This window comes from Stenomitos frigidus ULC18, from assembly GCF_003003795.1.
In the GTDB taxonomy this organism is placed as follows: Bacteria; Cyanobacteriota; Cyanobacteriia; order Leptolyngbyales; family Leptolyngbyaceae; genus Stenomitos; species Stenomitos frigidus_A.
In genome coordinates this window covers 1-22,536 of record NZ_PVWK01000015.1, presented here as the reverse complement: position 1 = coordinate 22,536, position 22,536 = coordinate 1, and the positions used below count along the sequence as shown (strand labels likewise).

General features: G+C 49.8%; 20 protein-coding genes. 2 read left to right on the top strand and 18 right to left on the bottom strand.

The features are described from left to right. Window positions 1–3: 3 nt before the first annotated feature. Together C7B82_RS03235 and C7B82_RS03230 are read right to left on the bottom strand one after the other, a co-directional pair. Window positions 4–858 (bottom strand): FMN-binding glutamate synthase family protein, encoded by an 855-nt coding sequence (locus tag C7B82_RS03235; RefSeq protein ID WP_281258918.1) that lies wholly within the window; start codon window positions 856–858, stop codon window positions 4–6. Window positions 859–947: 89 nt separating this feature from the next. Continuing rightward, on the bottom strand, window positions 948–1,802 hold the full coding sequence (locus tag C7B82_RS03230; protein ID WP_106254876.1) for a glutamate synthase-related protein: 855 nt from the start codon (window positions 1,800–1,802) through the stop codon (window positions 948–950). A 215-nt stretch (window positions 1,803–2,017) separates the two neighbouring features. On the opposite strand from C7B82_RS03230, the gene C7B82_RS34955 reads away from it, so the two are divergent. Together C7B82_RS34955 and C7B82_RS03220 are read left to right on the top strand one after the other, a co-directional pair. Beyond that, entirely contained in the window at window positions 2,018–2,233 is a 216-nt protein-coding gene (locus tag C7B82_RS34955; protein WP_106254875.1) for a DUF1622 domain-containing protein, read from the top strand. Continuing rightward, window positions 2,208–2,603: a hypothetical protein gene (locus C7B82_RS03220; protein WP_106254874.1), complete on the top strand. Its 396-nt coding sequence runs from the start codon at window positions 2,208–2,210 to the stop codon at window positions 2,601–2,603. Before C7B82_RS34955 ends, C7B82_RS03220 begins: the two co-directional genes overlap by 26 nt. 67 nt (window positions 2,604–2,670) lie before the next feature. Here C7B82_RS03220 and C7B82_RS03215 read toward each other — a convergent pair whose 3' ends face one another. The 16 genes from C7B82_RS03215 to C7B82_RS03145 form a co-directional block, all read right to left on the bottom strand. Beyond that, window positions 2,671–4,146, bottom strand: coding sequence for a hypothetical protein (locus C7B82_RS03215; protein ID WP_106254873.1), 1,476 nt, complete (start codon window positions 4,144–4,146; stop codon window positions 2,671–2,673). A 70-nt stretch (window positions 4,147–4,216) separates the two neighbouring features. Further along, complete coding sequence (locus C7B82_RS03210; RefSeq protein WP_281258916.1) at window positions 4,217–5,176, bottom strand: hypothetical protein; 960 nt, start codon at window positions 5,174–5,176, stop codon at window positions 4,217–4,219. Between the two features lie 286 nt (window positions 5,177–5,462). Beyond that, complete coding sequence (locus C7B82_RS03205) at window positions 5,463–10,070, bottom strand: AAA family ATPase (RefSeq protein WP_245939711.1); 4,608 nt, start codon at window positions 10,068–10,070, stop codon at window positions 5,463–5,465. Between the two features lie 61 nt (window positions 10,071–10,131). Further along, the gene (locus tag C7B82_RS33555; protein WP_106254871.1) at window positions 10,132–10,803 is read right to left on the bottom strand and encodes a serine/threonine protein kinase; all 672 of its coding nucleotides are present in this window, start codon (window positions 10,801–10,803) and stop codon (window positions 10,132–10,134) included. 101 nt (window positions 10,804–10,904) lie between these two features. Beyond that, window positions 10,905–12,530, bottom strand: a complete 1,626-nt coding sequence (locus tag C7B82_RS03195; RefSeq protein ID WP_219903971.1) for an SMP-30/gluconolactonase/LRE family protein — start codon at window positions 12,528–12,530, stop codon at window positions 10,905–10,907. Between the two features lie 48 nt (window positions 12,531–12,578). Continuing rightward, a complete protein-coding gene (locus C7B82_RS03190) occupies window positions 12,579–13,100 on the bottom strand; it encodes a GlcG/HbpS family heme-binding protein (RefSeq protein WP_106254869.1) in 522 nt (173 codons plus the stop codon). A gap of 229 nt (window positions 13,101–13,329) precedes the next feature. After that, window positions 13,330–14,121, bottom strand: coding sequence for a spondin domain-containing protein (locus C7B82_RS03185; RefSeq protein ID WP_106254868.1), 792 nt, complete (start codon window positions 14,119–14,121; stop codon window positions 13,330–13,332). A 181-nt stretch (window positions 14,122–14,302) separates the two neighbouring features. Further along, the gene (locus C7B82_RS03180) at window positions 14,303–15,397 is read right to left on the bottom strand and encodes a VOC family protein (RefSeq protein ID WP_106254867.1); all 1,095 of its coding nucleotides are present in this window, start codon (window positions 15,395–15,397) and stop codon (window positions 14,303–14,305) included. Window positions 15,398–15,399: 2 nt separating this feature from the next. Then, window positions 15,400–16,275 carry a hypothetical protein gene (locus C7B82_RS03175; protein WP_106254866.1) on the bottom strand — a complete coding sequence of 292 codons (876 nt, stop codon included), beginning with the start codon at window positions 16,273–16,275 and terminating at the stop codon, window positions 15,400–15,402. A gap of 17 nt (window positions 16,276–16,292) precedes the next feature. Then, window positions 16,293–16,775, bottom strand: coding sequence for a DUF1622 domain-containing protein (locus tag C7B82_RS03170; RefSeq protein ID WP_106254865.1), 483 nt, complete (start codon window positions 16,773–16,775; stop codon window positions 16,293–16,295). Window positions 16,776–16,786: 11 nt separating this feature from the next. Then, window positions 16,787–18,367: a GMC oxidoreductase gene (locus C7B82_RS03165; protein WP_106254864.1), complete on the bottom strand. Its 1,581-nt coding sequence runs from the start codon at window positions 18,365–18,367 to the stop codon at window positions 16,787–16,789. Between the two features lie 124 nt (window positions 18,368–18,491). Then, window positions 18,492–18,953, bottom strand: coding sequence for a 2Fe-2S iron-sulfur cluster-binding protein (locus C7B82_RS33550; protein ID WP_245939709.1), 462 nt, complete (start codon window positions 18,951–18,953; stop codon window positions 18,492–18,494). A gap of 65 nt (window positions 18,954–19,018) precedes the next feature. Beyond that, window positions 19,019–19,831 carry an FAD-binding oxidoreductase gene (locus C7B82_RS33545; RefSeq protein WP_245939708.1) on the bottom strand — a complete coding sequence of 271 codons (813 nt, stop codon included), beginning with the start codon at window positions 19,829–19,831 and terminating at the stop codon, window positions 19,019–19,021. An 82-nt stretch (window positions 19,832–19,913) separates the two neighbouring features. Further along, window positions 19,914–20,738, bottom strand: a complete 825-nt coding sequence (locus C7B82_RS03155; RefSeq protein WP_106254863.1) for an MIP/aquaporin family protein — start codon at window positions 20,736–20,738, stop codon at window positions 19,914–19,916. After that, window positions 20,735–21,445, bottom strand: coding sequence for an NADPH-dependent FMN reductase (locus C7B82_RS03150; protein WP_106254862.1), 711 nt, complete (start codon window positions 21,443–21,445; stop codon window positions 20,735–20,737). Before C7B82_RS03150 ends, C7B82_RS03155 begins: the two co-directional genes overlap by 4 nt. Window positions 21,446–21,447: 2 nt before the next feature. After that, window positions 21,448–22,245: an SDR family NAD(P)-dependent oxidoreductase gene (locus tag C7B82_RS03145; RefSeq protein WP_106254861.1), complete on the bottom strand. Its 798-nt coding sequence runs from the start codon at window positions 22,243–22,245 to the stop codon at window positions 21,448–21,450. Window positions 22,246–22,536: the final 291 nt, after the last annotated feature.

The following is a 22,536-nucleotide window of genomic DNA, read 5'->3' as shown; positions in this document are numbered from 1 at the left end:
GTTCTACGACAACGGCGTGACTCCGGCGTAGGAAACACCAGACAGGTACGCCATCTCTCGATGCCAGGTGGTGAGGTCATCGGCGCAGAACTGGTTGAGGTGAGTATGTCCACAGGCACGGGCAAGGACTTGCATCAGTTCAGTCGAGGCACGGAAAAAGCGCTCGAGGCGCTGAGCCGCTTCGTCAATGATCAGGCGCGATCGCAAACTCTCTTGCTGCGTGGCAATCCCCACTGGACAATTATCTGTATGACACGCCCGCATGCCCAAACACCCGATCGCCTGAATTGCGGCATTCGAGAGGGCAACGCCATCGGCTCCCAGTGCCAGTGCTTTGGCAAAATCCGCAGGGGTGCGTAGCCCTCCGGTCACAATCAGCGTCACGTCCTTGGCACCACGCTTGTCTAGATGACGACGGGCACGGGCGAGAGCTGGAATGGTGGGCACCGAAATGTTGTTGCGGAATAGCAGGGGAGCCGCCCCCGTGCCACCGCCGCGTCCGTCCAGGATGATGTAATCCACCCCGATTTCCAGCGCCGCATCAATGTCGAATTCGATGTGTTGAGCCGAAAGCTTCACCCCGATCGGAATCCCACCAGTGGTATCGCGCACGGTCGCCGCAAATTTCTTAAAGTCTGTCACCGAGTCCCAATCGGGAAAGCGCGGTGGCGACACGGCCGCTTGTCCTTCCGGCAACTCCCGCACTGCCGCAATGCGACCTTTCACTTTGTTCCCAGGGAGATGTCCGCCCGTGCCCGTCTTGGCACCCTGACCACACTTGAAATGAAACGCTTGCACTTGCATTAGCTTGTCCAGCGAAAAGCCAAACCGTGCCGAAGCTAGGGCGAACGCATACAAAAGTACATATCTCAATAAGCGCCAATTCTGGCTACTTTATTGCAAATGGTCTCATCAAGCAGAGCTTATTGCGAACAAAATTGACGGCTTTAGCGTTGCGTAGGTATAGATTGTGTTACCCCTAGCGTGTTAAGAAACGTGTGCGTTTGCCCTAGTGCCGAAGCCAGTTCATAGAAATAACGACCATTTGCTGCCTGTTCCTCTGGCAACATCCCCCCTTCACCAGAACAAATGCCCGTGCCTGCTAGCTCTGCGCCTTTTGCCAGAGCAACTTTTGCTTCCTCTGATAGCGCCCCAAAGCTCATGTCCGACACAAAGAGGGGGATGTCCAGTTTCAGCGGTTGCTTCGCCCTGGGACCAATCACCAGTTCTGTGCCAACACTGACATCATCGAGCTGAGGCAGGCGAGCCAGTTGGGCGGTGACAAACTGTAAGTCATCCCACTGCGGCAAGGTCGGTGCCGGAACGCCCATCGCCGCCACCGGGCCATGATGCCCAACTTTGCTCAATCCCTCCCTGGCAAGTTGATGAATGTACTGGGTGCTGGGTTCCTCGATCGTGCCGTGCAGGTCGGCGTAGGCTCCCTGATAGGCGGTGCGATCATAGGGCTGGGGATGCTGATGCTTCCAGGCAAGGATTTCATCCACATCCACATACAGTCCATCAGCTTCAACCCAGGACTGAAACTTGTCCAGCGCTTCGCTGTTGTTGTAAGCGCTCACTCCACTGGCCAGGCGATAGTCCCACCCGTGAACGCCGCAGATGATATTGTCGCCCTCGACCACGCCATCCGCCATGAGCGCGCCGCGATGTTTGCAGCGTCCGTACAGCACAGACACCTGCTCATCCCAACGGATAATCACCAGGTCGATGCCTTCAACCAGAACCGGGATGGGTTTGCGATCGCTCAACTCACTCCAGAGGGCAATTTTTAGAGGCTTCATTCGGGCTCCTACAAGACAGCAGCACAACACTGAGGGGCGTTTCTCCTGATCAGAACAAGCAACAGATTCCTGCTGGAACCGCTTTTCTTGACCCCAACGGCATCGTAGCACCAGAGTGCAGAGTGCAGATTAGAAGAACGGAGTGGCATGAGTAGTCGAGCCGAAAACCGTGTTAAGAGTGTGTACTAGCGTTAGCGTTTCTACTCGCTGCCGCTATGGTGGGGACAACAGTTTCACCCAGTTGGGACGCGATCGCCAAGTTGGCTAGCATCAGAGGTATCCGGACATTTCTCAACTTCTTCTACAGAAAGAAGTGCGGGCGCTACAGGCGATGGATCAACGGATACTCCAACAGAAACATGCATTGGAAGCGCAAGAAAATGATGAATCAACGGAGTAAAAACAATGAACACATGGCAGGCAATCGCTAAAATCTCTCCTCACGAGTTAGTAGAAAGTAGGCTGCAACTGCATTATGCCATTCAATTGCTTGCCGCAACGGGTGCAGCCTTGGCAGAAGCACTCCCAGACTATAGCCACACCAGTTTGGCATGGCATTCGGGTTTAGACGTCTTTGTTGGTGCTGCGATTCGAGCAACAACACCCTTTCAAGTGGCACTTGATCCAGTCAGTCTCACATTAATGCTGTTGGATCAGCAGAGTGAAACGACCATCACCTTACCGTTGGCTGGAAAAACAATGGTGGAGGGGCTTCACTGGCTGCAGCAAGAGCTTTCTCACCTGGGTGCGGATGCCAGCAAACTTGTGTTTCTGGGCATGGTTCAAAAATGGCAGTTTTAAGGTAGCAGTGGCACCACAAATTAGACCCTCATTTCGAGGATGCTCTGAATCGCATGGGCTGGTCGAGTTAAGCTTGTCGGAAGATCTGGAACCCTAACAGCTCCAGCCAGTGAGGATGACTCGCACTCGTCATCAACTGCTTCGGACTTTTGCCGACTCGCTCCGGGACTGCACTGCGGATGAAACAGCGGTGGTTGAGGAAAAATTGGAGCAATCCCAAATAAGGTTTACCCAACGTTCGACGCAGGAAAAAGTAGTCGCGTAAGCGAGAATTGAGATTTTCGACCAGAGAACTGGCTCTGGGGATTTGTTTGAGCGCTGCACTCACTGCCTCCATCACCGCGTGGAATTTCCCCGAGAGTTGAGCGTGTAATTGATTCCAACGCTCCCAGTAAGGATTCGAGGTGGGCGATTTACGATTGAGCAAGCAAACATCGCGCACGGTTTGCAACGGCACGTCAAAGCCCAGCGCCATCTTCGCCAGCTTTTGGTCGAGCAGACCTGCAAACGCGAGTACTTGATCCCGCTGATGGTGTAAGGATTTGCACAGCGTCTGAAGCTGAGGATGCGCTTTACACTCCCGCTGTTGGAGTTCAGTGACGATGAAGTCAAACAGTTCCTGGCGGACTGCCAACAGTGGACCCGCGAGTTCAAGGACATCATGCGACATCCACTGCAACAAGGTTTTGACCTCAGTCGCCAACCGGACGAGCTTCTGCTCAAGTTGATGCACGACGTTCAACTTGCCTTGGAGAGAACGAGTGTTCTGACCCTTAAGTTGAGCTTGGGCAAGCTTCTGCTCAAGTTTTAATCGTTTAGACGTAGCTCCAGCGGCTTGTCGGTTCAGGATGTTAACAACGGTTTCAAACTGTTGCTGAAGATGAAAGACGTCACCATGACAAGGAATATCAGGCAGAACGGCTTTCTGACCGGCTCTCAATCCTGCCCCAGCATCTGCAATCGTGAAATCGGGCTGAAATCCTTGCTCCATCACATCGAGCAAATGCCAGCCCCAAGTCTCTCCATCGCGGTGTTCCACACCTTGAAGTAAGTAGCAGTAAGTTGAGGCGGCATCAACTCCAGCCAACACCGGTTGAGACCCTTGGAAGCTTTCGTCGTGAAGTCCGACCTGGATTCCAGACAAATCTTGTCCTTGATTGATCTCAGATGCCGTTGCCGCAGCGGACTGAAGGCGATTGTGGATCGTTCCAACGCTGATGGATACGTCAAATAGATCGCGCAACAGTTCGACGACTCCGCGATAGGAACTATGGCAGATCAGCACCAATCCCAGGATGAGCTGAGACAACCAAGTTTTCGTCACGGGCAGATGGAATAGCACGTCGTCGTCGCTGGATGTCCGCTCAAAGGTCGCATCCATTGCCGTCTTTGCTTTTTGACCTTGCTCGTACAGAAACTTGCGACTGACTTGATGTGCAGCCGCAAGTTGGCTAACGGGCTGCGATTTTGCCAAGACCTCAATCGCCAATTTCTGGCGGGTATCAGGGGATAGGCTGGCTGCGATTGATCGGCTGAGACTCATGCGATGGGTTCAACTTAGGGCTAAGGAGACGACCCTTCACATTACACCGAGTTCTTCCAATCTGTTACCTTCATTTGAACCACGCCCTTGTCTCTCCAGGGGAAAGTGTGAAGATGTAATGTGCAGCAGCCTTTGTACCGATTTGGTTGGGGTTCACTGCCCCCTTACAACCCTTGACAACGTAATCATTAATGCCATCTTTCACATAGGGAGAAGCATTTGGCAGTCCAAAGAGGCGCTCATGATTGGTCTCATTTTCTGTAAAGAGAACGTCTGCGTTCCCTTGAGCATAAAACCATCGTTTCCCTAACGTAGGATGAAAGGCTTCAATCAGCGTGCCATCATCATCAGAATGAAGTGCTTGTAAGGTTGGCTTCTCTAGTTCACTATTCCACGACCAGGTATTGCGGAACCAGAGGGTTGGTAGCAAATGCAGCGTTTTTGCTTCTGACCCGCGATTGATGACGGTAATTTGGATCAGCATGTCCTCAGCCGATCGCTTGGCATATTCCACAAACACATCGAAATAGCGATTTTCATCAAGCACTCCAGTATCAAGCAATTCAAACTCTGGTTGATGACGATCGCGGCGACGATTTTCTGCTACCAGTTGCTCATAGGGAAAGGCTTTATGTGGGTACTTATAAAGCGCTTTCATATAGGAATGTGTTGGAGTATTGTCTAGATAAAAATAGTATTCTTTAACATCCTCTCCATGATTGCCTTCATTGCCTGTCAGCCCAAACAGGCGTTCTTTCAAGATGGGATCTTCCCCATTCCAAAGGGCGATCGCAAAACAGAGTCGTTGATGGTTATCGGAAATACCCAATAAGCCATCTTCACCCCAGCGGTACGCCCGCGAACGTGCCTGTTCATGCGTGAAGTAGTCCCAGGCGGAACCATAAGGGCTATAGTCTTCGCGTACCGTTCCCCACTGGCGATCGCTCACGTAGGGTCCCCATCTGCGCCAGTGGGCGGTGTGGGCGACCGCTGCTTCTAATCGTTGCTCTTCTGCGGTTGTAGTTGCCATAGCGGGGAGTACTCCATGCTCAGGGATTCGGTTAGCAGAGTCATTTGCTAACTGAAGTATCGACTCATAAATCAGTAGAAAGACTGAGGGCAAGCTTAGAATTTGATGAACGGCAATGCAACGGTGCAATTGTGAGTGAAATGCCGCAGCGGGCATAGAAAGAGCAGAAAGGAGTGGAAGCTAGACTATTTCCACTCCTAAACTTTCTTGGTTGCAAATCAGGCGCGCAATACTTCTGCAACTGTCCAGGCTTGGGCAATGCAACCGCTTGAAAGCATGACTCTTGTCAATCGGAAGCGACTGGCAACATCACTGTCACAGTTGTGCCAACGTTCATTTCACTGGCTAGATGAATTTGTCCCTGGTGCAAATCAACGCATCGTTTGACGATCGCGAGTCCTAACCCTGTTCCCTGAATTTCGCCAACATTGCTGGACCGGTGGAAGGTTTCAAACAATCGTTCCTGGTCTTTAGACGGAATACCAATGCCCTGATCCTGAATTTGAAAGGTTGCCATCGTTCTCTCACAGGTTACATCAAAGCGAATCTGCCCACCCTGGGGAGAATACTTGATAGCATTGGAGAGTAGATTGCTCAGGATATGCTGCATCAAGGTACTGTCCATCGTGACCTGGTTGTCTTCTCCCTGATAGGTGAGGGTCAGAGTCTGCTGTTCGCTGAGATTTACCTGTAGAGTTTCGGTCAGTCCCTGGCAGAACTGTTTCAGGTTCATAGGTTTCGGGTTGTATTGCAGCCCTCCGGCTTCGGTTCTACCCAGTACCAGAACTTCATCCAGCAGTCGCAGCATATCAGTGATCGAGTCTTGAATCAGTTTAAAGTAAGTCTCTTTCTGGGCTTCTTGCAGATGACGATTGGGATTTTGCAGCGCCTTGGCACAACCGCCAATGGTCGTCATGGGATTGCGGAATTCGTGGGACACCATGGAAACAAATTTCGACTTGAGCAAATTGAGTTCCCGCTCTTTTTCCAGAGCTTGCAAGATTTGCTGCTCATTTTCCTGGAGTTGCTGATTGGCTCGGAAGAGTTCTGCCGTTCGTTCCTGTACCCGCTGTTCTAACTGGTGGTACAAGCGAGCATTTTCAAGCGCGATCGCCGCCTGGACTGAAAGGAGTTGTAAGACCTCCAGACGCTCAGGCGTAAAGGCATCGATCGTGAGATTGTTTTCCACATAGAGAATACCGGAGAGTTTGCCCTGATGCATCAACGGAGTGCAGAGGATAGACTTGGGCTGATACTGGATGATATAGGGATCCTGGGTGAACGTACCGTCCTGAGTCGCATGGTTGAGGACGACGCTTTCATGGGTACGAACCACATAATGGATAATTTTGATGGCAAGAGGACGATGTGAGGTGATGGCATCTTCAAGTGGAAGGGATTGTAAGACCGCCACCTGTTCTTGAGGCGTATCTGCCGTAGCCGCATGATGGATCACGCGCTCGGCCTCAATCAGCAGTTTGCCCTGGGTTTCTAAAATTAAGTAGCCCCGCTCAGCACCAGCATTTTCCAGCAAAATCTTCATCAAATTGGCCAGCAATTGATCCAGCACAATTTCACTTGCAAGCGTTTGAGCCGCTTTCATAAGCGTGTCCAGATCCAGAACGGCAGATTCGGTGCTGCTGGAGGTGTCTGGCGAAGTAGCTCGAACCTGACTGAGGGTACTGGATTGGCTGCGTGTGGGACGATCGCTCAAAAGCTGGGGATAGCGTTGCTCTAAATCCTTGACCTTAGCAACAGCTCCCCATTGCTGATAGGTATAGTGAGCCTCTAGTAAGTAAACTGGGGCGACTTTGCTTTGTCCTCTGTCTAAGTAGAACTTAGCCGCTAATTCGTTCGCCAGGGCTGCTTCCTGGCGATAGTGATGCTGAGTAGCCAGGTCAATAGCACGATCGTAGGCTTCCATCGCTGCCAGGGGGTTTCCCAGAATGCGGTAGCGTTCAGCTTCTACGAGTTCAAACTTGTGCTGATAGTTCATCGGCGCATGGTCTGCCCAATGCTGCATTTTCTGCTGATTACTGGCAACCTTGTCCAGGATTTGCTGTTGTTCATCTGGGGAGCCATCTGCAAAAATGGCAAGATGCGCCAGGGCATCATAAAAGTAAGCAATGGGAACCACCAGCAGACCCATCGCCCCATCGCTTAAAAGTTGGGTTGCAGTGGCGGCAGCTTGAGTCGCCTGGGTATAATCCTGAAACCAGTAATGCAGCATCAGCTTGTTGAGATACAGATGAAACAGCGTACTTCGATCGTTTCTGGCAAGATGCTGGGGCAACTGTTCAATTTCGTTATAGCTGGTACCGACTAAAGCACAGGGATGCGCGGATCGCTCCATCAAATTTAAAATGGCTTGATGGTAAATGCTGGTTAAATTCACAGCCCGTGGTTGGTTGAACTGACGAATTGTCTCTGCATAGGTAGCCATTTCCGCGTCCAGCTCTGGCAACGGCTTGCCCACTAAATAGGCATGGTAAAACCGAAAGGCGATCGCCGCCGTAGCGTATTCCAAATCTCCCGTTTCTAAGCCCTGCTGATAGGCATCCAAGAGCGGGTCTAGGGTTTCCCGAAGATGCTCTTTCCAATGGCGCAGGTAGATATTGACCAGAAGCAAGGTTTTGGGAACAAATTCTTTAGCATTCAGTTGGGGCAGGAGATGGGATGCCAGCTGAGCAAACTGATAGCCTTGATCCAAGTTATCTTCAACGCCACAAAGCACCATGCCATAGTCGGCATAGCCAAAGGCTGAACCCGGTGCGTTGCCATATTGCAGGGAGAGCTGCATTTTTTGGAACACCATCAGTTGCCACAGATGAGGCGCGGTGAAGTAAGTGGGTGTGCAGACGCAAGCGATCGTCTTCATGGCAGCCAGTTTCAGCGGATCAGTCATCTTGGGTAGCTGAAGCAGATCTTCAACCGCCTTTCCTGCCAAGGCCCGTTTCGTTTGCGTGGCTTGTTCCACAATGTCGGTCAGCGCAGGATTAGGTGGAATAGGAACGTCCAGAAGGCTCAGCGCCTTGAGGGCGATCGCGATCGCCTCCGCCATGCGGCCCTGGGTGATGCAAGCCCGCATTTGGATTTGGTAAATCGTCACCTGATCGAGTGGGGCGTTGGTCTGTTGCAACACCACTGCTGCCAGCGCTTCCATTTGCTCGAAGTCGCTGCACAGGTAGGCAACTTCTGTCGAGGTCACATACAGAGCCAGCGTCAACTCATAAGCCTGACTCCAACTGGTGGCACTTAGCAAGCGACGACCAATCGTTAAATAGTTGGCAGCAGTTTCATAGGCGACGGATGCCTGAGCAGACTGACCCGTCAGTAAATTGAGTGCGGCTAATTCATGCTTCTGGGTCTGATCCAGAATTAAATCTAAGCCAACATTCAGGTGGTTAACAATGTCAAAAACGTTGCTTTCTAAGCCGTCTGCTGGCGTGGCTTGCCACAGCAATTGTCCCACTTTGAGATGAATTGGTTTCCGTTGAGCTTCAGAAATGAGCGCATAGGCTGCTTGCCGCACCCGATCGTGGGCAAAGCGATAGGCGGGAGAGGAATGGAAACTTGTCTGCTGCTTCAGCCCATTGATCGATTCATGTTCCATGAGATTGACCGACTGGAAGAGCCTGTAATCATTCCCGATCGGCACAATCAGAACAGCTTGTAGCGCGTCCCACAGATCAGCCGCCGCTTCCGTGAGGGACTGTTCACTGACGATCGCTAGAGTCCCTAAATCAAACTGGTAGCCAATGCAAGCCGCCAACGTCAGGCGTTGTTGAGCAAGGGATGGTAGCTTTTGAATTTTACCAACCATCAACTCCACCACATTATCTGTTAGCTGGGCAGCCTGAATTGCATTCAGATCCCACAACCATCGCCCCTGCTGTGGATCAAAATTAAGGTACTCTTCCTGGTAAAGGGATTTCAGTAGCTCATTCGACAAAAATGGATTGCCATCCGTCTTTTGCATCAGCAGTTCTGCCAGAGGCAATGCCTCCGCTAATTCACAGTTGACCGTATCAGCAATCAGTTGATTCACATGGGCAATCTGCAATGCTGAAAGGGTAATGGCATGGCTTGAAACTCCTGCCTGTTGGACTTGATTCAGCGTTGTCATGAGGGGATGGCTTGCCGTGACTTCATTGTCTCGATAGGCACCAATCACCATCAGGTATTGACGATCTGGAGCGGTAATCAAGCGCTGAATCAACTTGAGAGAGGCGAGATCAGCCCACTGTACATCATCCAGAAAAATGACTAGGGGATGATCGGGTTGAGTAAACACCCGGACAAAATTTTGTAAGGCAAGATTAAAGCGATTTTCGGCTGCGGTTGGAGGCAGATCGGGCACAGCAGGCTGTTCACCCAGAATGAGCTGCACTTCAGGGATTGCGTCGATGATGATCTGACCATTGTCTCCCAGAGCCAGTAATAGGTGCTCTCGCCAGCGGGTAATCTCCTCTGCCGTTTCAGACAGGAGTTGACGAATCAGGTCACGAAAAGCTGCAATCAGGGAGGTATAAGGTTTGTCGCGGTGAAACGGGTCGAATTTTCCAGCGATCAAATAACCCCGTTGCTGGGTCATGGGTCGGTAAAGTTCCTGGACTAAGGCTGACTTGCCAATGCCTGCATGACCAGATACCAGGATCAGTTCACAACTGCCGTTGGCAATCCGCTCATAAGCTGTCAACAACGTCTTTACGTCTGCTTCTCTGCCATATAGCTTTTGGGGAATTTGGAAGCGGTCAGACCGATCGTGCTCAGCCAGGGGAAAGGCAGCAACCTTGCCGTGAGTTTGCAACTGCTGCAAGCAACGTTGCAAATCTGCCTGAATGCCCCAGGCACTCTGATACCGATCTTCGGCAACTTTTGCCAGGAGCCTCATCACCAGGTCAGAGACCACTACCGGGATTGCGGGGTTGATTGTCTTGGGTGGCATTGGCTGTTTAGCAATGTGACAATGCACCATTTCCAAGGCATCGTTGGTGACAAAGGGTAGGCGATCGCATAACAACTGATACAGCATGGCTCCCAGGGAATAGAAATCCGTGCGGTAATCCATCACCCGGTTCATGCGACCCGTTTGCTCTGGAGACATAATAGGCGAGGGTGCCCTCGATCACCTTAGGGTTACTCAAAGTCGGGTTTTCTCGCGACAAGATAGCGGCAATGCCAAAATCAATGATTTTGACCTGTCCTGTCGTTAGATTGAAAGCAATGTTAGATGGGTTGATGTCCTTGTGGATGATGTTTTTCGGGTGGATGTCACCCAGGATTTGGGTGGTTTGAATCGCCAGGTTGAGAACCTCGACCAGGGTAAACGATCGCTGCTGTAGCAAGTGACTCAGAGCGACACCCCCAAAGTCCTCCAAAACGATCGCCAGTCCACGAGCGTAAGACTCCAAGCTATAGGCTTTAACCACCCCTGCCAGATCCAGGCTGTGGGTAATAGTGTATTCCAACCGCAAGCGCGCGATCGCCTCTGGAGAGGGATACTCTTGCTTCAGTGTCTTCAAGATCACCGGGAGGCGATCGGATTCGCGCACCCCCCGGTAGATGAACGATCGGGGACTTTCATACAACTGCTCAACAACTTGATAGCCCGGGATCGTAACCATTGCTTAGTCCGGCTCAGATAAGCTCTATAGCTTAGACAAGCTCAATATTGTTGATTGATTGCTGAAAAGCAAGCACTCTTCACATTTGTTCTAAAGACATTCTAGGGATGAATGCCGGGAATATTTAACCGAATCCGGTAGATGCTGGTTTGGGCTGCTAAATACAGCGTTTTGCCATCGGCATCACCCCAGGTAAGGTTGTGAGGATGTTCGGAACCGACGATCGTGCCCAGATGCTTTCCTTGGGGTGATAAAATCCACAAGCCGCCAGGTCCAGAAACATAGAGGTTGCCTTGCTGATCGACTTTAATGCCATCGATCGCGTCCTCCCCTGGCGCTTTCGTCATGTCATAGAACACCTTGCCGTTGGACACACTGCAATCGGGATTAACCTCGTACCGCATGACGACCTTGAACTTCTCATCCCAATTACCCACGTACAGATACTTCTCATCGGGTGAGAAGGCAATGCCGTTGGGCCCATTCAACTCTTTGGTGAGTCGTTTGAGCTTGCCATTGTTGAGGCAATACACACCGCTGTAAGGTAGCTCCTTACGGGAATCTTCAAACACTTTCGGTAAGCCAAACGGTGGATCGGTAAAGAACAGGGCACCATCTGAGCGATAAACCAGATCATTCGGGCTGTTGAGACGTTTTCCTTCGTAGCGATCGGCAAGTACCGTTAGCACCCCATTCTTTTCCAAGCGGGTGATGCGCCGATTGCCATGTTCGTTGATGGTTAACCGACCCTCTTTGTCGAGCGTCAGCCCGTTAGAGCCAGGTTGTTTATATTCACCGATATCTACCCCTGTATAACCGCTTTTGGTGCGAAAGACGGAAACTTGACCATCGGTTAACCAGCGATAAATCGTGTTCGCGTTTGGATCACTGAACAGCAGGTAGCCGCCATCCTTTATCCAAACTGGACCTTCGGTGAATTGAAAGCCAGTGGCGAGCTTTTCGAGCTTGGTGTTGGGGGGGACGATCGCATCCAATGCCGGATCCAGTCGATCAATTTTAAGGCTGGCATTGTCTGGAAGTTTGCCAATCACCGAGGGCTTGTAGAAATCTAGAGTCGCCGATCGAATCCAGATGAAATTGCTTGGTGGATTGGAAAGAGGACCATTGGCACCAAACACCGCAAGCTGAAACTGCTGTCCTGGCTTGACATTACGTGCCACCAAGACTCGATTCGGTGCATTGTAGCCCTTGATTAGTGACCCACCCGTTTGCCCCAAGACCAATGGTAATTGTCCGTTGACCCAGACCTCGGCATAGTCATCGACCACAATTTCAAACACGATATCAGCGCCTGTGGGATCAAAGTTGCCAACTTTTTGTGGAATGGTCAGGTTAAGGCGATACCAATTGAAACAGAGTTTTCCAGCGCAGCGGCGCTGATCAAGGGTATCAGGAGCGATCGCTTCCCATTGAGAATCATCAAAATTCATCACACCCGCATGAGGCGTAATGTCGTAGGTTTTATTCGGTGCTCCTGATGCTTTGCGATCTGCACCGGGACCTCGGAAATCAGCCGGGACGATGTTGGCATCGCTATAACGCCACTGACCTTTGATCAATTGCGTGCCTGCGGATGTTGCTAAATTAATCACAGCGACCGGATTTCCCGCCGGGACATCAGCCGTGACTTGGGCAACAGTTCTAGCAGATTGAACTACCAATGCCGTCATAATGGAAAGCAAGAGAAATGGAATTCGATGTTTCATAATCAATCTCCAGTAATCAAAAAATGTATTGCGACCCATGATCAACGATTACTTGATGGCATTGGCACCAGCGATCGCGATGTCTTCGTCTTGTTGAGCACTGGCAGTACCACTGACTCCAATCGCGCCAATGATCTGACCATCCACTTCAATCAGCACCCCCCCTTGCAATGGTGTGAAGTCTGCCATCGCAACCAGTGAAGTGCGACCATTTCTGATGGCATCTTCAAAAAACTTGGTGGGGTGTTTGAAAATTGCAGCGGTACGGGCTTTGCCGATGGAAACATTCGCTGCCGCTCCAAAGGTGTTGTCTAGCCGTTCTAGCGCAACTAAGGTTCCACCATCATCAACAACGGCGATCGCGCCTCCGGGTGCTTGCTTTTGTTTGGCAGCCGCGATCGCAGCTGCAATCACGGTCTTCGCGCCTTCCAAGGTCAGCGCCTTCTTATTGACAACTTGAGCCTGAGCCACAATCGCTGTTTCTCTACTATTGAGCACTTGAGCGTGAATAGTCGGAACGAATGTAGACAAAGCCAGTGCCACTGCAATGCCATGAATCAGCGTTTTCATGATGAATAGCTCCTATTTCGGTATGATCAAAGGTTTGAATTAAATAGCTTCGGGAATGCAAACTCTGTGCATGGGCATTCTTATGTCGTACTCGCACGAGAATGCCCAGCTTCATCAATCTGCATTGCTTAGGATCACGAATTAAATAACTTCCACAAATTAGATTCGCCGGAGGGCGCACAACCGTGCGCCCCTACGACAAATCCGTATCTTATTTAATTCTCATTCCTTAGCGTTCTGGTGTGATGGTGACCCGCATCACTTGACTCGTCTGTGCATAGGCAGCTTGATCCTGTACTGCTTGCACCATGCCATTTTCATCTACGCCTGTATTGGGAGCCTTTTGACGGGGACCTTGATTGGGTCCAATGCCAGGTTCTTCATCCACTTCGGTGCCCGCATTCCAGAGACTCATTTGGGGGGTAACGTCACCCTGAATGGGTTTACCGCTCGCATCAAAGAGCGCGATTCCTGATTGTGGCGCGTAGAACCAATCATTGGATTGTCCAAACATAGTGACAAGCGATAGCTTTTGCCCTGGGGATGCTGTGACCGTAAACTCAAATACTTGACCAGGACGGATGCCACCCGCCTTTGCGGCACCCACTGCGGTGTTGAAGATACCGCTGGATTGCACACCCTTTTGGCTCTGTAACGCTTTTGCCAGATTCGTTGGATCGCCATCTTCCGCGATCGCTTCAATGCCCTGTCCTCGGTCTTTCTGACCCACTGTAAACAGCGGAGCATCGTTGTTTGAGATCAACCAGACCCCAGGAGAGAAGTCGAGTGTCCACTTTGCCCCGTTGGAAGCGGTAAAGCTATTCGTGATTGAGATGTTTTCAATGCGAACTTTGAATCGAGTGGCGTTGCTTGTCTGGGGCATGTTTGCCCTCGGTGCGGCAACTTCAGATAAAGTTGGATGAGTGGGTACTCGGAAGTTAAAGGATAAGGCAGCAGATTGGGTGCCTACGGCGGTAGCGATCGCTAAAACTGTGCCAATGGCAAGGTTGCGAAATTGCATAGTCATCTCCTTGGAAGAGCGTATTGCTTGAAGTCTGACTATGATTAAATTCCAACTATCTGAAACTCGCCTGAAAACAAGAATGGATTAGCTAAAGCTTTGCTGAAGAAGGAATGAGAAGCTGATATTAAATAGGAAGAAGCCATTTGACAGACATTTCCTATTGGAAAAACCCCTTTTTCTACTTCTCAACCAATCGCATCGTATGACCATCGGGGTCTCTAACGAGAACTCCTTTTTTGAAACCCAAGGCTTTTTCCGGAATAGTGACAATGCTGGGAGAAACAAAAGTGGATTGGTTCAGGCGTAACCGTTGGGCGATCGCCTCTATATCCTTCACCACCAACGTCGTTTGCCAATGCAGCAAATCATTCGGTTTGGCATCTATAGGGAGCGATCGCCCATCCTTTGGTTCCAGGTATTCCAAAAACTCAATGCCGGGTCCAGCGGGAGAGCGCAGCCCGGTAATGTGTAATTGTGCGCCTTGCACATTGTTGAGATGTTCCTGCTCGGTGCCGTAATTCATGCTTTCCCCTGCCACTTGTAGACCGAGCAAATCCCGGTAGAACTTGAGGCTGGCGGCTGTGTTGGAGACCACGATCGCCGTGTGGTCAATGCCCAAAAAGATCTGCTTTGTTGGTTTCTGCCATTTCGGATCGCCCTTTCCAGGCGGAAAGTAAATAATCTCTAAATTGTGCCCGTCTGGATCTTTAAAGTAAAACGCACGAATGCCTGCGGCAGCTTTGTTGGAATCAGGAATGCGCTGGGGAGCGGTGGACGCATATTGTACTTTGTATTTGCGTAAGTGTTGGTAGGCTTTGTCCATATCGCTCACTGCGATCGCAATATGTTGAAACCAGCGATCGTTACTGCGTGAGTCAATGGGAATCGGTCGCCCTTTCGGTGTCAGGTATTCCGTCAACTCAATCAATTCATTGCCGAGTTGCAGTTTTACCACTCGCAGCCGCACCCCAAATAGCCCTTGCAATTGCTCATACTCTGTGCCCAGAACTTCCACATCAGAGATCTTCTTGAAGGACAAGACATTTGAGTAGAAATCAACGGCCCGATCCATATCCGAAACCGTCATGCCCACAGACTCTACAGCAACGACAGCGTTCTGCACTGTCTGTAGTTGAGCTAATTGAGTCGGAATGGCAGCGCTCTGCCGAGACGTCTGGGAGCCTGCCTCAAGTTGCGGTGCTGCAACAATCACGGCAAAGGCAACCACAGCGAGGAGCAATCGTTTGAATGTTTTAGTGAATTGTGTCGGCATGGTCAAACCTCAGCAGGCGATTCGGACTTCAGGAGGGCAATTGATGTTCTCAATGCAGCCTGTAAGAATGCCTCAACCTGTGGCTGTTGGGCTTCAGCACTGATAGACTCAGCGAGTCGAGAAGCAGGCAGTACAGCCCCCACCCAATGCTGAGTGTGCCAAAAGCCATCACGATCGAGGGCAGGAAGGCTGGCTGTATCTGGATACGGGTAGGGAGATACATACCAATACGGTTCGTTGTAGTTGGTATCTCCAGGCGATAAGCCCACTCCGACTGTGAGTGGGCTGCCGTTTTTAATACCGGGAAGCATGATGAGCGTTGCCATATCAAAGTGATGCGGCCAAATACGGGTAGCAGTCGCATCCTCGGTCGTAGCAATGATTGCCTCAAAGAGCGGAGCGGTATTGGCGTAGTAATTTGCCAGTTCACCCAACGCCAATGCCTGATGGATATCAAAGGAAGCACCGTAAGCAAGGGGATGATCAGGAAAGTCATCAGGGGGATAATCCAGAAACGCAATTTTGTTGCCATCGACACCCAGTTGAGAAAGCTCTTGTTGAAGCCAGTTCAACCCTGCTGCCATTGTTTTTCCAGGCAATGGTAAAGCAGCGATCGTTTCGCTCTGCTGATTCAAGAGGATTAATTTGAGTCTCACTGGATCAAGTGCCACTTGGAACGGCTGTGGTGCTTGAATGGCAGAGCCAACAAACACTTCTAAAACCGGATGCCATGCCAAACTGGTATGGCTATAGTCTGGGAGTGGTTCTGCCAATGCCGTGCCTGTAGCTGCAATAAACTGAATGGCATAATGCAGTTGCAGCCTACTTTCGACTAATGCATCAGGAGGAATTTTAGCGATCGTCTGCCATGCTTTCATTGTTATGACTCCATTGATTAACCATTTTCTTGCGCGTTCAACTCATGCTTCTGTTGCAGTAGCCGTTGATCCATTGCCTGTAGCTCCTTCACTTCTTTCTGTAGGAAGAAGTTGAGAAATGTACGGATACCTGTAATCGCAGCCAGACGTGCGATCGCATCCCAACTTGGCGAAACCGCTGTGCTCACGATATCGGCGGCGAGAAGAAACTCTAGCGAAAGTGCTAGAGAGATGCCAAGCTCTAAGCGAATTGCCTGCTGCGTCGATTGAAACCGTTTCTGCTTTTGGCGAATCAGCTTTTGGAGTGCCACCACCAATGAAACGGCAATAATCAGGATGGCAATGAATTCCAGAACAATCTTTAAAAACAGTGCGAATTCCTGTAAAAAGCTTTCTGAGGAACGAGTCAGACCCAACGTTGGGCTAACAGTAGTTTCAGCCGCAAGTTCAAGAAGGATACTATGTTGTAAAATTGTAAGCCAACCAAAAGCAATTGCCATACCGTGATGTCCTATTGCATGCGATCGATCAGATGATCGCCCACTCGTAACGCATTGGCAATGATTGTTAGAGTAGGGTTGACAGCACCACTGGAGCAGAAGAAGCTACCGTCTGTAATGTAGAGGTTGTCAATATCGTGAGTGCGGCAATTGAGATCCAGCACTGAGGTCGTGGGATCGTCGCCAAAGCGACAGGTGCCAACCTGATGTCCAACGCCGCTGAGTGGCAGTCTGCCTGTATAAGTTTGACCTGCATCTACAAAGTAAGAGCAGTTTGGCATAATGGACTGACCGCATTCAATCGACTTGAGGATTTCGATCCAGCGCTGTTCTAAGCGATCGTAGGATTCCGAATTATTTTCGGTATACTCCAAAATGATTTGGTCACCATCCACCCGAATGCGATTGTTGGGATCAGGCAAATCTTCCACCGTGAGCCACCAATCGATTGAATGCGTGGCAACCTCTTCAGGAGTCAGCGGTGCGTAGGCGGCTGCATTGCCTTCCAAGGCTTCTTTGCTGACTTTACCCAGTGTTTGAATTTGTCCCATTGGATATTCATAATCGCTCTCACCCCAGTAAAAATCATTGATGGAGAGGGTTTTTTGAAACTTGGTCGGGTTCGGTTTTTTACTGACACCAATGATGGAACCCAGGACGTGTTTCATAAAATTGCGTCCGACCAGATCAGAACTGTTAGCGAGTCCATGGGGATGCTGTTCATTCGCAGATTTGAGCAAGAGAACCGAGGAGTTGACCGCACCACAGGCGATCACCACAATATCACCAGAAAACTGCTGCACCTGTACCTGCCTTGATTCGGGGTCACGGACTTCTACCTCAACGCTAGAGATTTCGCGTCCAGAAGCGCTAGTGTGCAGTTTCAGCACCCTTGCTTCTGTCAGTAGCGTCACATTCTCCTGTCCCATAACGGGACGAACCGTACTGACTTCGGCATCTGACTTAGCATGAACCAGGCACGGAAACCCATCGCAGGTATTGCATCGAATACACTGGCTGAGATAGCGCTGTGCTTCATTCAAGTGAATACCAACGGGCGTATGGTAAGGCTTCAGACCTTTAGACTTTAAGACCTCTGAAACTTCTTCAATGCGTGTTTCATGACTGACAGCGGGATAGGGAAACTCTTCACTGCGGAAGGGCTCAGTGGGGTCTTCCCCACTCTTACCATGTACCTGATAAAGTTTCTCCGCTTCTACATAGTAGGGTTCAAAATCTTTGTACTTTAGGGGCCATGCTGGTGAAATGCCATCGCAGTGCTGGAATGCTTCAAAGTCTTTTTCCCGCAGCCGAAACAAGGCTGCACCATAGACTTTTGTGTTGCCACCCACAAAGTAACTCATGCCGGGGTGAAGTTCGTTTCCGTCTCTGTCATACCAGACTTCAGAGTTATGATAGCGATCGCTATTAAACACAGTTTTCACGTCCCAGTTCTCTTTCTCTCTGGGCAAAAAGGGACCGCGTTCCAGTACGAGAATTTTTTTGCCGCTTTGAGCTAGGCGATAAGCCAGGGTGCCGCCCCCTGCTCCAGTCCCAATGATAATGATATCGTAATGGTTATTTGTAGCCATTTTATGTGCTCCATATTGAAGAGAATCACGAGTAAAGATGGAAATGATGGGTCAGTATGATTGATCTATCTGATTGAAAGTTGAAGGCTGGCTGAGAGTTTTGCTCAGATGTCTAAACCTGCTCCTATAGGTCAAGGACAACTTTTGCGGTTTTTGGTTTAGAGATGCAAATCAGTACCGAACCGTCCTCAACGGTTGCTGTGGGAGTTGTTTGGTACTCCACTTCACCCTCTAGAAGTTTGCACTCGCAGGTGCCACAGATTCCTTGACGACAACTGTAGGGAGGGTTTAAACCATTGGCTTCAGCAAATTCGAGAAGACTTTCTGTGTCAGCTTGCCAGGTAATGGTTTGATTTGATTGGGCAAAGACAATCTCCGCTACTTTAACGTTGTCACCATTAACTTCAGCATCTGGGCGATCGCTGGCTGTCTTACTTGCCTTTGTAAACAGCTCAAAAAAGACTTGACTTTCGGGTACACCAGCATCTTTTAAGCCTGCGCGAATCGATTCTAGAAATGGGGGAGAACCACATAGGAAATACTCTGCTTCTTCTATGACCAAGGATTGAATTAAGTCAACATCCACATAGCCAGTGCGGTGATAATGACCAGTATCTTCCTCTCTCGGACGACTGTAGGCAAAATGAATGGTTAAATTGGGTTTTGCTCTGCGATCGCCCTGACCTCATCTCGAAAGGCATGAAAGCTGCCATCCCGCGCCCCATGCAGAAACCAAAGGGGTCGCTGTGGATTGAGACGAGTCACCGCTTTTGCCATGCTCATCATCGGTGTAATACCGACACCATTACTGATGAGCACTGCGGGTATAGACGTTTGCACTTCTAGAATAAACTTACCGCTGGATGGCTTTGCCGGAATCACCGAACCTTCATGAACATGATCATGCATAAAATTTGAGGCAATTCCTGGCATCACATCTAAGCCTGGAGGCATCGGTTCTCGTTTAATCGATAAACGGTAATAATCGCAAGGTTCGGGATAGTCCGATAATGAATAGGTACGAATGACAGGTCTTGTCTGTCCAGGAATCTCTAACTTAATCGTCAGAAATTGCCCTGGTTGAAAGTTTGGAATTTCACCCTTATCTTCTGGTTTTAAGTAGAATGATGTGATTTCCTCACTTTCTTTGACTTTGCGAACAACGACAAAGTTACGCCAATCCCTCCAGGTAGTATTCTCAACCAATTGATTCGCTTGTTCGTCCGGTAAAGCTTGTGCAGTTTTTGGCTGATTCCCCCGATTTGTATACGCTAAACCAAATACTGCACCGCACCCTGCCCCAATTAAGGAAGAATATAACGCTGCCTTATAAGCAGATTCATCTTTTGACTTTGTTACGCCAATGGCGATCGCAGAAGTGAGGGTAATCACTGAGAGAGTTGTAAATGCTGCGGTTAAACTTCTGGCGAATGGATTCTGAATGCTCCCCAGACTTTCAAACATACTTCACTCCTGATGAATACTTGGTTGGTGGTCATCCAGTGATCATTGGAAAATTTAAGAACAGGCGACAAATGACTAACCTCTACACCAATTTGTCGCTCAATAGCTGCGAGCCATTACCCATACTCTGTGCTCGATAGCCGCAGCGGAAAATACAGCGTTTATTGTTATGATGGTGGAGTTTGGCACACCGGACTGCGCTCCATCCCCTCAACCGAACATAAACCTCAGACGCTGACAACATCCCCAACAACGGTGCCGTAAAGTAGACCCAGATGGCTGTCCAGTTGTGAGCCGGAATTGCCGATGCTAGTGTCCGGGCTGGATTCATGCTCATACCCGACAGCGGAGCCTCCAACGTGATGTAGGTTGCAATGAGTATCCCTGCAAATACCCCAGTGAAGCGAGCCAGTTTGGGTGTGTTGGAAACCACTAGAATCATCATCATGACCCCAAAGGAAATGATGAGTTCTGCCAGAAAGGCAATGCCTGCGCCGCCCGCCCCAGGAGCCGTGACAACATAACTCACGTTTGGATCGGCGATCGCATCTCCCAGAATTCTTGCTGCCAATAGCACTCCCAGCAAGGCACCGAAAAATTGCGCCACGATATAGAAGAGGGCATCCATGGGTTTAATCTTGCCCAGTCGGAAGAAGGTAAGGGTTACGACTGAATTGATATGTGCTCCAGATTGTTTACCCCACGGGGAATAGATGATGGCGATCGCGGTTAATCCCATCGCCACCCCAATGATCAAACGGCGCAACAATGGGTTAGTAATTGCCTGATGAACCAATGAAGCTGGATGCTCTAGGATGGCTGTGACCACGCTTGCAGAAATCATGAAAAGTCCCAAACCCGCAGCTTCCATCAAATATTCCGGATAATGGCGGCGTAAAACATTCATGGCGTAGTTTCCACCTTGTCAGTTTGGGTAGACTGGCTGACTTGAAGCACCGTATCCATGGCATCAGGCCCCGTGCGAGCAGCTAGCTCAGGACAGGGTTTATTGGCATGATGAATCATCGTTGTTTCAGCAGGCTTCTTACTTAAATCCACTTCCTGTCGTCCATAGCGAAGCACCGTGGACATCCAAACCAGTTCTTCCATGAACCGTTCCATGCGACGAATGTAGGTCGGCTTGTCGATTAAATTGCCAGATTCATCAAACAGCTTTTGCACATTGCCGAAGTTGAGGTCATAGAAGATGGTCATTAGCCCCAACTCGCGCATCACAGGTAACAGATTTTGAATCACTCGCGTACCACCAAAGGGACCGGCGGAAACGCCGCACAAACCAGCGGCTTTGTGAATGTATTCCTTTAGGCAAGTATCGAGGACATGCTTGAGCAAACCAGGATAGCCGTGGTTGTACTCTGGTACAACAATGATTAAGCCATCAGCTCGCTCCATCGTGGCAGAGAACTGGGGATCTTTGATTGACTCGCCTGCATCATCGGTGACGATCGCGATCGTACGAATATCAATCAATTCGGTTTCCACATCTTCTCGTAGACTAATCTGCTCCACGAGAAAGTTAGCAACATATTCACTCTGGCGACCTTGGCGAGGAGTGCCAAGAATCACAGGAATAAACAAAGGAGCATTTGCCATGACTACTGCTCCTGATAATTCCAAAGCAACCCACCATCCACAAAAAACGTGCTGCCTGTGATGTAATCAGCATTGGATGAAGCCAGGAATGACACCAGAGAAGCAACATCCTGTGGTTGCCCCAACCGACCCAACGGAATATTTTTGAGCAATGCACCCAACTTTTCAGGGTCATTGAGCAGTTTAGTGTTAATGGGTGTCTCAATTGCCCCAGGTGCCACATTGTTAATCGTGATGCCCAGTGCACCCAATTCCACTGCCAGATTTCGGGTAAACATTTTCATGCCACCCTTGCTAACGCAGTACGCGGCGAAATTGGGAAAGGGTAAATCCTCATGCACGGAACTGATATTGATCACCTTTCCAGGGCGTTTGGTTGCAAGCAGATGCTGCACAAAGGTTTGCGTGGCAAAAAACACGCCTTTCAAATTGACATTCAGCACCGCATCGTAATCGGCTTCAGTGACTTCCCAGAAGGGCGCGTGTTTTTCGATGCCAGCATTGTTCACCAAAATATCTAGCTTGCCAAAATGCTCAATGCTTTCTGTGATGAGCTCCCGTACCATCACCACACTGCCTAAATCGGCTTGGATTGTATGACCACGAGAGTGTGGGCACTCTGCCATGTAGCATTTGCCACCGATCGCTTTCACCTTTTCCAGAGTTTCCTCGGCACCTTCTGGATGAGAGCGATAGTTGATGACAACATCAGCACCTTCTTGTGCCAAACGTAAAACAATTCCCTGACCAATTCCCTGACTACTGCCCGTAATCAGTGCAACTTTACCTTCAAGTGACATGAGAGTTCTCCTTGGCATCCATTCTTGTTGGCCACAAAGACGATTGTTGCCGGAAGGCGCGATCTCAAAATGATTAATTTCTATGAATCTCAGTCTGAAATGCTGATATTTCAGCAAGAAAACTTTTAGTTCATTCTCAGCCGATTTTCATTTTTATACTTTGCCAGAGTATAGACTTTGTTTTTTCAAAGGGGTAAAAAGGGAGAGAACACTTAGGAGATTTCTGGCAAAGAATTTACCCAAGCTTCTAGAATATTCTTATGTTCTTGCAAAAAGTAAGGCACAAGCGTT

What these genes read in the sequence shown, in the direction of transcription:
- C7B82_RS03230 (WP_106254876.1), bottom strand. Translation starts at nt 1,802, where the DNA reads ATGAAGCCTCTAAAAATTGCCCTCTGGAGTGAGTTGAGCGATCGCAAA.
- C7B82_RS34955 (WP_106254875.1), top strand. Translation starts at nt 2,018, where the DNA reads ATGGTGGGGACAACAGTTTCACCCAGTTGGGACGCGATCGCCAAGTTG.
- C7B82_RS03220 (WP_106254874.1), top strand. Translation starts at nt 2,208, where the DNA reads ATGAACACATGGCAGGCAATCGCTAAAATCTCTCCTCACGAGTTAGTA.
- C7B82_RS03215 (WP_106254873.1), bottom strand. Translation starts at nt 4,146, where the DNA reads ATGAGTCTCAGCCGATCAATCGCAGCCAGCCTATCCCCTGATACCCGC.
- C7B82_RS03210 (WP_281258916.1), bottom strand. Translation starts at nt 5,176, where the DNA reads ATGGCAACTACAACCGCAGAAGAGCAACGATTAGAAGCAGCGGTCGCC.
- C7B82_RS03205 (WP_245939711.1), bottom strand. Translation starts at nt 10,070, where the DNA reads ATGAGGCTCCTGGCAAAAGTTGCCGAAGATCGGTATCAGAGTGCCTGG.
- C7B82_RS33555 (WP_106254871.1), bottom strand. Translation starts at nt 10,803, where the DNA reads ATGGTTACGATCCCGGGCTATCAAGTTGTTGAGCAGTTGTATGAAAGT.
- C7B82_RS03195 (WP_219903971.1), bottom strand. Translation starts at nt 12,530, where the DNA reads ATGAAACATCGAATTCCATTTCTCTTGCTTTCCATTATGACGGCATTG.
- C7B82_RS03190 (WP_106254869.1), bottom strand. Translation starts at nt 13,100, where the DNA reads ATGAAAACGCTGATTCATGGCATTGCAGTGGCACTGGCTTTGTCTACA.
- C7B82_RS03185 (WP_106254868.1), bottom strand. Translation starts at nt 14,121, where the DNA reads ATGCAATTTCGCAACCTTGCCATTGGCACAGTTTTAGCGATCGCTACC.
- C7B82_RS03180 (WP_106254867.1), bottom strand. Translation starts at nt 15,397, where the DNA reads ATGCCGACACAATTCACTAAAACATTCAAACGATTGCTCCTCGCTGTG.
- C7B82_RS03175 (WP_106254866.1), bottom strand. Translation starts at nt 16,275, where the DNA reads ATGAAAGCATGGCAGACGATCGCTAAAATTCCTCCTGATGCATTAGTC.
- C7B82_RS03170 (WP_106254865.1), bottom strand. Translation starts at nt 16,775, where the DNA reads ATGGCAATTGCTTTTGGTTGGCTTACAATTTTACAACATAGTATCCTT.
- C7B82_RS03165 (WP_106254864.1), bottom strand. Translation starts at nt 18,367, where the DNA reads ATGGCTACAAATAACCATTACGATATCATTATCATTGGGACTGGAGCA.
- C7B82_RS33545 (WP_245939708.1), bottom strand. Translation starts at nt 19,831, where the DNA reads ATGTTTGAAAGTCTGGGGAGCATTCAGAATCCATTCGCCAGAAGTTTA.
- C7B82_RS03155 (WP_106254863.1), bottom strand. Translation starts at nt 20,738, where the DNA reads ATGAATGTTTTACGCCGCCATTATCCGGAATATTTGATGGAAGCTGCG.
- C7B82_RS03150 (WP_106254862.1), bottom strand. Translation starts at nt 21,445, where the DNA reads ATGGCAAATGCTCCTTTGTTTATTCCTGTGATTCTTGGCACTCCTCGC.
- C7B82_RS03145 (WP_106254861.1), bottom strand. Translation starts at nt 22,245, where the DNA reads ATGTCACTTGAAGGTAAAGTTGCACTGATTACGGGCAGTAGTCAGGGA.